Raw genomic sequence first — 12,621 nt, 5'->3', positions numbered from 1 at the left:
ATATAATAAATATGTTAAAATATCTAAGTATGTAATAAATTATATAAAAAGGGGGACAAAGTATGGAGAGAAGCACAAAGAATATAAAAGAAAATAAGATGGGGACTATGACGGTAAATAAATTACTTATTTCAATGTCATTGCCTATGATTATATCAATGCTTGTTCAAGCACTTTATAATGTTGTAGATAGTATGTTCGTGGCTCAAATAAGTGAGAATGCTTTAACGGCAGTTTCTTTAGCATTCCCACTTCAATCCTTGATGATTGCAGTAGGGGTTGGTACTGGAGTTGGAGTAAATGCTGTGTTATCTAAAAGTTTAGGGCAAAAAGATTTTGAAAGTGCTAATAAGGCAGCTAGTAATGGAATAATTTTATCGTTTTTAAGTTATGTAATTTTTGCACTTATAGGAGTATTTTTAACTGGAGTGTTTTTTAAATCACAAACTAGTAATGTTGAGATAATAAATCATGGAAGTCAATATATATATATTTGTACAATTTTATCTGTAGGTTTATTTGGGCAAATAATACTTGAGAGGCTATTACAATCAACAGGAAAAACTTTCTATACCATGATAACTCAAGGGATAGGAGCAATTATAAATATAATTTTAGATCCAATACTTATATTTGGATTATTTGGAGCACCTGAAATGGGGGTTGCTGGAGCAGCAGTTGCAACTGTAACTGGACAAATTATAGCTATGTTTTTAGCTCTTTATTTTAATTTAAAGAAAAATCATGAAATTAAGTTAAATAAAAAGGTATTCAAACTTGATATTAAAATTATAAAGAGAATTTATGCTGTTGGAGTTCCATCTATCGTAATGCAATCAATAGGTTCTGTTATGACATTTGGATTAAATAAAATATTAATAGGTTTTACGCCAACAGCAACAGCAGTATTTGGTGTATATTTTAAACTTCAAAGTTTTGTATTTATGCCTGTGTTTGGTCTTAATAATGGTATGGTTCCAATAGTTGCATATAATTATGGAGCTAAAAATGAAGAACGTGTTACAAAAACAATAAAACTTAGTACAATTTATGCAATGGGTATTATGCTAGTAGGATTTTTAATATTTCAAGCATTTCCAAAACAACTATTATGTTTATTTAATGCCTCAGAAGATATGTTGCGTATAGGAATTCCAGCTTTAAGAATAATAAGCATAAACTTTATTTTTGCAGGTTTTTGTGTCATAGCAAGTTCGGTGTTCCAAGCTCTAGAAAATGGAATGTTAAGTTTAGTGGTTTCAGCTGTTAGACAATTAATTGCAATATTACCATTAGCATTTATATTTGGTCAAGTTTTTGGAGTAAATGCAATATGGTTTGCTTTCCCAGTATCAGAAATAATAGCGGTAATACTTAGTGCTATGTTTATGAAAAAAGTTTATAATGAGGCAATTAAGCCAATAAGCATGATTGCGTAGATGAATTTTGACTATCTTAAAAAGATAGTCTTTTATTTTTTTGTTTTTTAATATTAAATAAAGTTTTTGTTAGGGGCTATACATTTGGAATAATAAAAATTAAAATAAACAAACTAAATAAGAAAAGAACAAGGAGGGGTTTTATGTTTAATGAATTTAAATTAAATGATAAAGTTACTTTAAGAAATAAATTAGTAATGGCACCTATGACAACTTGTGCGTCTAATGATGATTTAACAGTTGCAGATGATGAAGCTGATTACTATAAAGTGAGAGCAAAGGATTTAGGAATGGTCATAACAGGTTGTACATTTTTCAAGCCTAATGGTCAGGGTTTTAAAGATGAATTTTATGCAGGTGATGATAAATTTATCCCTTCATTAAAAAAAATGGCAGATGCCATAAAGTCGCAAGGAGCTAAGGCAGTGCTTCAAATATTTCATGCAGGAAGAATGGCAGACCCGACTAAAGGAGAGCTTGTAAGTGCATCTGCTGTTAAGCCAAATTATAATTTGTTTGGGCCTATGGAATCTTTAAAAGCGCCAAGAGAACTTACAAATGAAGAAATTTTAGACCTTATAGATGGATTTTATGAAACTACAAGAAGAGCCATAGAAGCTGGGTTTGATGGAGTTGAAATTCATGGAGCGAATACATATTTAATTCAACAATTCTTCTCACCACACTCAAATAGAAGAAATGATCAATGGGGAGGAAGCAGAGAAAAGAGAATTAAATTCCTTTTAGAAATTGTAAAAGCAGTAAATAAAGCTAAAAAAGATTTTGGTAAAGAAGACTTTATAATAGGTTATAGATTTTCACCTGAGGAATTAGAAAATCCAGGAATAACTTTAGATGATACTCTTTATTTAGTTGATACTTTAGCGAATGAAGAGATAGATTATCTACATATTTCATTAAGTAAATATAATAACACATCAATTAGAGATAAAGATGACAAGAGAATTATAGGAAAACTTATTTTAGAAAAAATAGGTGGAAGAAAGCCTTTAATAGGTGTTGGAAGTATTTATACAAAAGAAGATGCTAATGATGCATTAGAAAATGTGGGGTATGATTTAATTGCTTTAGGTCATGTAATTATTACTGATCCAGATTGGGTTAATAAAGTAAAAAATAATGAAAAAATAGAAACTGTTGTTCATGCTAATAATTTAGAAAAACAAAAAATACCTAAAAAGATGATGACGATGTTAGAAGCGTCTGAGGGTTGGTTTGAGATAGAAAAATAAATAATGTTATAATGCCTTATTTAGTATAGAAGAATACATAAATAAGGCATTAATATTGTACCCATACATTTGTGTATTTATTTTATTTTATGATATATTTATATAAAATAAGTAATTGTAAAAAAATGGGGGAAAACTATGAGTAGAGAATCAATTAATAAAAATCTAGCACAAATGCTTAAAGGTGGAGTAATAATGGATGTCACTAATAAAGAAGAGGCTATTATTGCTGAGAAAGCTGGTGCTTGTGCAGTTATGGCACTTGAAAGAGTTCCATCTGATATAAGAAAGCAAGGTGGAGTGGCTAGAATGTCAGATCCAAAAATGATTAAAGAAATTCAAGAAGCTGTTTCAATTCCTGTAATGGCTAAGGTTAGGATAGGTCATTTTGTAGAAGCTCAAATTTTAGAAGCTTTAGAAGTTGATTTTATAGATGAAAGTGAAGTTTTAACTCCTGCTGATGATAAATATCATATAATTAAGAGTGATTTTAAAGTGCCTTTTGTATGTGGTGCAACAAATATTGATGAAGCATTGAGAAGAATAGGGGAAGGTGCTTCAATGATAAGAACTAAGGGTGAAGCTGGAACTGGTGACATAGTACAAGCTGTAACACATATGAGAACAATGACTAAGCAAATAAAAGAAATTCAAAACTCTACTGAGGAAGAACTTATGACTTTAGCTAAAAATTATGGAGCACCTTATGATTTAGTGAAAGAGGTTCATGAAACAGGGAAGCTTCCAGTAGTAAACTTTGCAGCAGGTGGGGTTGCAACTCCAGCAGATGCTGCTCTTATGATGCAACTTGGAAGTGAGGGTGTATTTGTAGGCTCTGGTATATTTAAATCAGATAATCCTGAGAAAAGAGCAAGAGCAATTGTTTTAGCAACAACATATTATAATGATCCTAAAAAGTTAGCTGAGGTTTCTGAGGATTTAGGAGAAGCAATGTTTGGAATAAATGCTAATGAATTAGAAACTAGATATGAAGAAAGAGGATGGTAGGCTGTGAAAATTGGAGTTTTGGCTTTCCAAGGAGGAGTTATAGAACATATAAAACAGATAGAAGCTTTAGGTCATGATGCTATAGAGGTTAAAAAAGAAGAGGATTTAGAAGGGTTAGATGGAATAATATTACCTGGTGGAGAAAGTACAACTATGGGAAAACTTTTAAGGATAACAAATCTTTTAAAACCTCTAAAAAGAAAAATAGAAGAAGGGCTTCCTACCTTTGGAACTTGTGCCGGAATGATACTTTTAGCAAAAGAAATTGAGGGAGAAAATAGCCATTTAAATCTTATGAATATAAAGGTTAAGAGAAATGCTTTTGGAAGGCAATTAGATAGCTTTAGTGAATTTCATAAAGTTAAAGGGATAGAGAATGAAATGGAACTTGTATTTATAAGGGCTCCTTATGTAGAGGAAGTTGGAGAAAATATAGAAGTTTTATGCAAGGTTAAGGATAGAATTGTTGCTGTTAAAGAAAAGAATATTATAGCAACATCTTTTCATCCAGAACTTACAGAAGATTCAACTTTTATGAAATATTTTTTAAGTATTTGTGGTTAATCTAAATAAGATATTATTATTTACAGAATAATTGTATAATTTTTATAAGTTAAAACTTTGTAATAAAGATATATCAAAAACTTGATATATCTTTATTTATATACTTTAACAATTTTAATGATAATTCTAATCTAAATAAGATATCGCTGTCTGATAATGATATGTTAAGCAATGCTTCTATTTTATGGAATCTATAAAAAAAGGTACTGTTATGAATTTTTAAAACTTTTGATGCTATGTTTGAATTTCTGTTGTATTCTAAATAAGTAATTAAAGTTTTTAAAAGTTCAGTATTATGCTTTTTATCATTAATGATAATTTTTTTTATATATGGGTGTATTAAGTTTTTTATGTTGATTTGATTTTTATTATTTACTGATAAGTTAAACCAATAATATTCTAAGTAATCCTCAAAATAAAAAATATAATCTTTAGAACATAAATTTTCAACTATATTTAAAACATTTATGCTTTGTTTATAAAATTCTCTTGTTTCTAAAATATTTTCAAAGGGCATACTAATTCCAGATTTTAGATGATTTAGTTTTAAAAAATTTAAAAATTGAGTTTCAACATCACAAGAAAACAATTTTTCAGAGTTTTTACTTACAAGAAATATAATTTTATTATCAATATAGGTTGTAATGGAATTTAGAAGAATGCTTTTAATACTGCTTATTAACTGTTTTAAGCCAAAGTTGTGCCTATAATCTTTATACATTTGTTTAAAAGGAATTGCCACTAAAAATAGGTTATCCTTTATCTTAAAATTTGTTTGAGATAGTCTTTCTTTTACATAATCTATATCATCTACTTTGTTTTCTAATAAATCAATAAGATAGTATTCTTCCTCTAAACCCGAGGTACTTATAAATAAATTATTCTTTTGAATTTGTATAGATAATGTTTTAGATAGAGTATTTACAAGATTTAAATCATCAAAGTCAAAATCTCTATATTTTTTTACAACACAAATATACGCTGTCGTTATTTCATTTGTTTTTATTCCACAAAAGATAAGTTTTTCGTTAGTAAAGTGAAAAAATGCTTCAGTGGAGTTATATACTGTGTTCATACAATTATCTTCTTTAATGTTTTCAATAATTTTAGAAACTAAATAATAATTTTCATTATGGTTATTTATAGAATCATGAAGTAGTGTTGCAAGTTTAGAAAGTCCTAAAATTTTATAGCTAGTATCTAAGATTAGTATTGGATTATTTAAATAATTTTCAGCTATATTTAAGATTTCGTAAATCTCAAAATCATTAGTTATACTATTAAATATAGTATATTTTTTTATGTAGAGTTGTTGTTTTTTCATTAAAAATTCAGAGATTAGAATATAAATTTTTTCTAATGAAAAATTAGTTTTTAATTGGAGCAAGGAAAAATTTTTATCAATGTCTTTTGTTACAGCTAAAATATTAAATTTTTTAGAGTAATTTAAGTTAATAGGTAGTAAAAGAAAAGTTTGAAAAATATAAAAACATAAAATTTAAAGTAATAGAGATTAATAAGTAAAACAAAAAAGTAAGCACTATTTAATGAGTAGATATTAAATAGTGTTTTTAAATATGTATTATGATATTTACTGATGATAGGAATAAATCCATAATAATGTGAAATCCTAAGAAATAGGAATTTATATTTTAGGAGGAATTATTTTATGTTTAAACATGAAAAGCAATTATTACATGAGGTAAAAGTGGAAAAGCCAAATCCTCAATATGCAGTATTAATGCAAGAACAATTAGGAGGTTGCAATGGAGAATTAAAGGCAGCACTACAATACATATCTCAAAGTTTTAGAATAAAGGATAAAGAGATTAAAGATTTGTTTTTAGATATAGGTGCGGAAGAGCTTAGCCATATGGAAATGGTAGCTCAAACTATAAATTTATTAAATGGTCATGATGTGAATTACGAAGCTGTTGGAGTTGGTGGAATAGAACCTCATGTAACAAACGGATTATCACCAGTTTTAGCGAATGCATCAGGATATTCTTGGACAGCAGATTATGTAACAGTAACAGGGGATTTAGTTGCTGACCTTCTTGCAAATATTGCATCAGAACAAAGGGCAAAGGTAGTTTATGAATATTTATATCGTCAAATAGAAGATAAATATGTAAGAGAAACAATAGACTTTTTACTTAATAGGGAAGAAGCACATAATGCTTTATTTAGAGAAGCTTTAAATAAAGTTCAAAATAGTGGTTCAAATAAAGATTTTGGAATTACTGAAGATTCTAAGCTTTATTTTGATTTATCATCACCAGGACCAAAACATGAAGCGCCAAATCCAACACCAGTATCATTTGAAAATCCAAGAAGAGATAAATAATTAAATATAAGATAAAAAATCACAGTATCTAAACATATATTGTGATTTTTTACTTATAAATTATTTATATAACTTTATTTTTTTAGTAAATTTTGAATCTTTGATTAAAAAGTATATTGCAACTAAAGATGCAATAAGATTAGATAAAGGTAGTGCTATCCAAACGCCTAATACCCCTAAGTTAAATACATAAGGAAGTATATAAAGCATTGGTATAAAAAAGATAATTCTTCTTAACATTGATAGAATTATAGATTGTTTTGCATATCCAATAGCCCTATAAAAAGCAATAGATAAAAAATATACGCCAAGAAGAGGTGAAGCTAAAAGAGTAATTCTAAGAACATGGCTACAATTATTTATTAATGATAAATCGTTAGTGAACATAGCCACAAAATCTTTAGAAAGAATAATCATAATAATTGTAGCTATTAAGCATATGGAGGTTGAAATTATAGCACTAAACTTTACGGCGTCTTTTATCCTTTTAAAGTTTTTAGCACCAAAATTATATCCAATTAAAGGTTGAGAACCTCTTGAAAATCCACCAGCCGACCTTTGAATAAGTGAAGTTAATTTATAAACTATTCCATAAATTGCAACAGATTCTGTGCTCCCTAAAGAATATAAGACATTATTTAAAAGAACAATTGAGATACTTCCTGTAAGTTGATTTAAAAATGTTGAAAATCCAATAGGAATAGCTTTTTTTAGCATATCAATATTATATCTTATATATCTAGTTCTAATTTTTAACATAGCTTTAAATTTAAAATAATAAACTATATAAAGGAAGTTTATAAATTTTGATAATGTTGTGGCAAGTCCAGCACCTGTAACTCCCCATCTTAAAAGAACTATGAATATATAATCTAAAATTATATTAGAAACAATACTAATTACTGTTCCATACATTGAATAGTTAGCGCTACCTTCTGCTCTCATAACATTATTTGATGCTAAACAAAGAGGAAAAAATAGTGTCCCTATAAACATCATTCTAGCATAGTTTGTAGCATATGGAATAATGCTACCTTCAGCAGAAAATAATTCTACAATTTGTTTTGGAAAAGATACTCCTAAAATACATAAAATTATAGCAAGAGTAGTTATAAAAGCAAAAAGAGTTCCTATGGATTCTTCAGCTTTATCATAGTGTTTTGCACCTATTTGTCTTGAAATAAAAGAACCTATGCCAGATGCAAAAAGAAGTGTTGAAGCTGAAATAATCATTTGAATAGGAAGATAAATAGATATAGCGGCTATGCCCACATCCCCTACATATTTACCTATAAAAATAGTATCTATAATATTATAAATGACTGTGGAAAGTGCAGATAATGTAGCAGGAAGGGTTAAAACAAAAATGGCTTTATGTAATTTTTCTTCACCTAGTAAATATTCTCTATTCATATATTTCTCCTTTGTATAGTTAATAAGCAACAATTATTATTATAAACTAATGTTTACTTGTAAACAATATTTAATAAATTGTTAATGCTAATCAACTTTATAGATTTATAAGTAAAAATATGATAAAATTTAAGAAAAGATTTAAGAATGGAATGGTTTTATGAGTAAAACTTTTAATGTGTTAGGGAAAAATGTAACTTTTAAAGATGAGGAAAAATTATATATTGATATAAGAAATATATTTTATAAAGAAGCATTAGATAGCTCGCAAAATTTCATTAATAAATTTAATAAAAAGTATACAAGCCTTGATGATTTTATGATACGAGGTAATAAAGATGGGCTTAAGGTTATAAATAATGCTTTAGAAAAAGGTTTTTATGTTTTAAAAAGTGCAGGCATAAATAACATAGATTTTAATTGCTTTGAGAAATATAGTAAAAATTACTTAGGAAATTTCAAAAGAAGTTTCTTAAATTTAAAAGAGCAATATAATAATCTTATGGATAGTAAATATAAAAGAAGGAATAGACGGGTTAGAAGAGTTGTAAAAAAGGGTTTAGTAAGGTCTAGTGGTAGAGGATATAAATCTATTGAGGAATCTTTAGAGTCAAAGTTTTTGGAAGTACTTTATGAGATTGGAAGTATTATTGGAAACGTTTTTGAAAATATAAAATTAGATATAAAAATTAATAATAAAATGACAAAAATTTTTAAAGATATAGAAACGAAAGAAAAATTAAAGAAGGGTATATACAAAGATGTTTTTAGTATCCATTATGCAATTATAGATATAATAAATGAAAAAAAAGGGTATGAAATAAATGCTTTTTATGATAATAAAGGTAAAAAAGAAGCAAATAATATTTATTATAAGTTAATTGATGGAGAAATAAAAAAGGATAAAATTAGGGAGAAATCTCAAGAAATGATATATAAATATCCTTTTTCTAAAAAGTTTTATAGGTTTATTATAGGATATTTTAGAAATTATAATAAAGAAATAGAAAAATATGCTGAATTTTTTGGGATTGATGTAAAGACAATTAGATTAAAAATGTTAAAATCAAAAAAAATTGTATAATTTCTATATAATAAATACATTTCGACTTAATTAAAATAATAAAAAGACCATGAATTTATTCATGGTCTTTTCTGGCAGTAATATAGAGAATAGAATATATTAAAACTCTATACTTAGTAATAAGTGTGAATTATTAGGAATTATTAATTATAAGTTAAGTTGTTTTATAAAGCGAAAATTTCTATTTTGCTTTAAGTAAAATTTTATGATTTAATAATAAACGTTATTTAAACATAGAAAATATTATTTAATAATTATTTTCTATAATTATATTATATACGAAAAAATGTATATGTCAAATGCATATTTTAATTATATAATTTTTTTATAATAAATTCTAGTGTAAAACAATAATTTTAACAATGCGAATATATTGTTATAATCAAAATTCATTTGATTTTTGAACCTTAAAATCTTTTATATAAGTAAATTTATATAAAATTCCATTTAAATAGAAAGTAGAGATAAGTGTTAAATATATAAAAATAATAAAAAAGTTACAAAACAGTATTTACAATTTATTATAAAAATGGTATATTAAAAGTAGTTAGACGTTTACAAAATATATAATCATTTAATAAATTTTTTTGTTTTATGTGTTTGCATAAAAGATGTGAGGGTTGCAAAGATGATTATAAAAAAAATTTTTAATAATAATGTAGTTCTAGCTAAAGAAAAAAATAAAGATGAAATTATAGCAATGGGATGTGGAATAGCTTTTAAAAAGAGGTCAGGAGATATTTTAGATAAGGATTTAATTGAAAAGACTTTTATTTTAAAAGAAAATAATGCATCAGATAGATTTAAATCTTTATTAGAGAATGTTCCAATAGAGCAAATTAAGGCATGTTCAAATATCATTGAATATGTTAAGGCAAATTTAAATGTTAAATTGAATGATTATATTTATGTAACACTTACAGATCACATAAATCATTCAATAAATTTATATGATGAAGGAATTAGCAAACCCAATATTTTAGGTTGGGAAGTAAAAAAATTTTACAATAAAGAATATAAAGTAGGGTTAAAAGCATTAGATATTATTGAGGAATATACTAAAAAAAGACTTCCAAATGATGAAGCTAGTAATATTGCTCTTCATATTATAAATGCTCAAATTAATTGTTCATCGAAGGAAAGTTTAGATGCTATAAAAATAGCCAAGTATATTCAAGGAATAATGACAATAATAAGGTATACTTATAATATAGAAATTGATGAAAATTCATTAAATTATGATAGGTTTATTACACATTTAAGATTTTTATTAAAAAGATTAAATGATAATAATATGATTGAATCAGATAATGATTTATTAGAACAAGTGAAAGAAAAATATAAAAAAGCATATAACTGCATGTTAAAAATAGAAAAGTTTTTAGAAGTTGATATGTCAAATGATGAAAAGTTATATTTAACAATTCATATACAAAGGGTTACTCAGAGATAATTTAAAGATTAAAATTAAATAATTTTGGATTGTTACTTGGATTTACAGGGCAATACCAGTATTAATAGAATTTTTTTAAGTTTTATTAATACTAGTATTGCCTTTTTATATTATAAAAAATTTAGTAAGGGGGTAATTTTATGAAGTATGAAAATTTAGCTAAAGACATTATAAAAAATGTAGGTGGAAAAGAAAATATAAATAGTTTATGTCATTGTATTACTAGGTTACGTTTTAAATTAAAAGATGAAAGTAAGGCAAATACAGATGTATTAAAAAAGATGGACGGTGTTGTAACCGTTGTAAAAAGTGGAGGGCAATACCAAGTTGTAATAGGAAATCATGTGCCAGATGTTTATGCTGATGTTTGTAGTGTTGCAGGAATTAGTGATAATGCATCTAGTGGAGAAGTAGAAGAAAAGATGAATCCTCTTAATAGGTTTATTGATATAGTATCTGGAGTTTTTCAGCCTATACTTGGGCTCTTAGCAGCAACAGGAATGATTAAGGGTGTAAATGCTATTTTAATATCGGCTAATATCCTTACAGCTACTGATTCCACTTATATGATTTTAAATGCTATAGGTGATAGTTTAATGTACTTCTTCCCTGTATTCTTAGGGTTTACAGCAGCTAAAAAGTTTAAAGTAAATCAATTTTTAGGTATGGCAATCGGTGCAGCGCTTATTTATCCTGACATTGTAGGTCTTGCAGGACAAACAATAACTTTCTGTGGAATTCCTGTAGTTATGCCAGCTAGTGGGTATGCTTCAACAGTTATACCTATAATATTATCAATATATGTGGCATCTGTTGTAGAGAAATTTTTTAAAAAGATTATACCAGATGTAGTTAAAACATTCTTAGTACCTTTTTGTACATTATTAATAGTTGTACCTGTAACATTTATTGCGGTTGGACCAATAGCATCATCAGCTGCTAATTTATTAGGTGATGTTACAATAGCTATTTATAACTTTAGCCCAATAGTTGCTGGTATATTTATCGGTGGATTATGGCAAATATTTGTTATGTTTGGTATGCATTGGGGACTAGTTCCAATATCTATAAATAATATAGCAGTTTTAGGTTCAGACCCAGTTGTTGCAACTTCAGTTGCAGTATGTTTTGCACAAACAGGTGTAGTAATTGCAATAATGCTTAAGGCTAAAAACAAAAAATTAAAATCTTTATGTATACCATCTATAATTTCAGGAATATTTGGAGTTACCGAACCTGCAATTTATGGTATAACTCTTCCAAGAAAGAAACCATTTATCTTAAGTTGTATAGGTGGTGCTGTTACTGGTGGAATAATGGGGCTATTTGGAACAAGATTATATTCATCAGGAGCTATGGGATTATTTGTAATTCCAACATGTATAAATCCAACAGGAATAGATAGTGGATTTTATGGAATTATATTAGCAACAGTAGTTGGATTGGCAGTAGGATTTGCTTTAATGTTCTTCTTTGGCAAATTAGACGAAGAAGATTTAACTGATGGTGAAGTGGTAGAAACAGTTGAGAAATCTATAATAAAAGGAGAAATATTGACAAGTCCAATAAAGGGAGTAGTTAAGTCTTTATCAGATGTTAAAGATGAGGCTTTTGCTAGTGGGTTATTAGGAAGAGGTATAGCAATTGAGCCTAAAGAAGGCAAAATTATTGCACCAGCTGATGGAACGTTAACAACTCTTTTTCCAACTCTTCATGCTTTAGGAATTACAACAGATAGCGGAGCAGAACTTTTAATTCATGTGGGAATGGATACAGTAAAGTTAGAGGGGAAACATTTTAAGGCAAGAGTAAAACAAGGTGATAAGATTAAAAAAGGTGATGTATTATTAGAGTTTGATATAAATGCTATAAAAAGAGAAGGATATTCTTTAGAAACTCCAGTAATAATTACAAATTTTGATAAGTATTTAGATGTTATAGAAACAAATAAAGATATTATTGAATATGGAGAAAATCTAATAACAGTAATGTCTTAATAAGATTTTAAATAAAATAGATATTGTGTTTAGGTTAGGTGAAATTTTTTTTCACCTTTCCTA

10 protein-coding genes are annotated in these 12,621 nt (G+C 27.0%); 8 read left to right on the top strand and 2 right to left on the bottom strand.

Features of this window, described 5'->3' with window-relative positions:
- Positions 1–62: 62 nt before the first annotated feature.
- From DR020_RS05825 to pdxT, 4 genes are all read left to right on the top strand, one after another.
- Complete coding sequence (locus DR020_RS05825; RefSeq protein WP_112365489.1) at positions 63–1,439, top strand: MATE family efflux transporter; 1,377 nt, start codon at positions 63–65, stop codon at positions 1,437–1,439.
- A gap of 143 nt (positions 1,440–1,582) precedes the next feature.
- Positions 1,583–2,692 carry an NADH-dependent flavin oxidoreductase gene (locus DR020_RS05820; RefSeq protein WP_112365488.1) on the top strand — a complete coding sequence of 370 codons (1,110 nt, stop codon included), beginning with the start codon at positions 1,583–1,585 and terminating at the stop codon, positions 2,690–2,692.
- A 138-nt stretch (positions 2,693–2,830) separates the two neighbouring features.
- A complete protein-coding gene (gene pdxS / locus DR020_RS05815; RefSeq protein ID WP_112365487.1) occupies positions 2,831–3,700 on the top strand; it encodes a pyridoxal 5'-phosphate synthase lyase subunit PdxS in 870 nt (289 codons plus the stop codon).
- Positions 3,701–3,703: 3 nt separating this feature from the next.
- Complete coding sequence (gene pdxT / locus DR020_RS05810; protein ID WP_112365486.1) at positions 3,704–4,264, top strand: pyridoxal 5'-phosphate synthase glutaminase subunit PdxT; 561 nt, start codon at positions 3,704–3,706, stop codon at positions 4,262–4,264.
- Positions 4,265–4,337: 73 nt separating this feature from the next.
- Here pdxT and DR020_RS05805 read toward each other — a convergent pair whose 3' ends face one another.
- Positions 4,338–5,588: a PucR family transcriptional regulator gene (locus tag DR020_RS05805; RefSeq protein ID WP_112365485.1), complete on the bottom strand. Its 1,251-nt coding sequence runs from the start codon at positions 5,586–5,588 to the stop codon at positions 4,338–4,340.
- 345 nt (positions 5,589–5,933) lie between these two features.
- Here DR020_RS05805 and DR020_RS05800 point away from each other — a divergent pair, with 345 nt between their 5' ends.
- Positions 5,934–6,611: a manganese catalase family protein gene (locus tag DR020_RS05800; protein ID WP_055258899.1), complete on the top strand. Its 678-nt coding sequence runs from the start codon at positions 5,934–5,936 to the stop codon at positions 6,609–6,611.
- A 60-nt stretch (positions 6,612–6,671) separates the two neighbouring features.
- Here DR020_RS05800 and DR020_RS05795 read toward each other — a convergent pair whose 3' ends face one another.
- Positions 6,672–8,024: an MATE family efflux transporter gene (locus DR020_RS05795; protein WP_112365484.1), complete on the bottom strand. Its 1,353-nt coding sequence runs from the start codon at positions 8,022–8,024 to the stop codon at positions 6,672–6,674.
- Positions 8,025–8,184: 160 nt separating this feature from the next.
- On the opposite strand from DR020_RS05795, the gene DR020_RS05790 reads away from it, so the two are divergent.
- The 3 genes from DR020_RS05790 to DR020_RS05780 all read left to right on the top strand — a co-directional run bounded on the left by DR020_RS05790 (position 8,185) and on the right by DR020_RS05780 (position 12,558).
- On the top strand, positions 8,185–9,108 hold the full coding sequence (locus tag DR020_RS05790) for a hypothetical protein (RefSeq protein WP_112365483.1): 924 nt from the start codon (positions 8,185–8,187) through the stop codon (positions 9,106–9,108).
- Positions 9,109–9,736: 628 nt separating this feature from the next.
- The gene (gene licT, locus DR020_RS05785; protein WP_112365482.1) at positions 9,737–10,561 is read left to right on the top strand and encodes a BglG family transcription antiterminator LicT; all 825 of its coding nucleotides are present in this window, start codon (positions 9,737–9,739) and stop codon (positions 10,559–10,561) included.
- A 140-nt stretch (positions 10,562–10,701) separates the two neighbouring features.
- Positions 10,702–12,558, top strand: coding sequence for a beta-glucoside-specific PTS transporter subunit IIABC (locus DR020_RS05780; protein WP_112365481.1), 1,857 nt, complete (start codon positions 10,702–10,704; stop codon positions 12,556–12,558).
- The last annotated feature ends 63 nt before the right edge of the window (positions 12,559–12,621 follow it).

This window comes from Sarcina ventriculi, from assembly GCF_900456775.1.
GTDB classification, from domain to species: Bacteria; Bacillota; Clostridia; order Clostridiales; family Clostridiaceae; genus Sarcina; species Sarcina ventriculi.
Note: the sequence above shows the minus strand (reverse complement) of the source record. Positions and strands in the feature narration are given on the sequence as shown.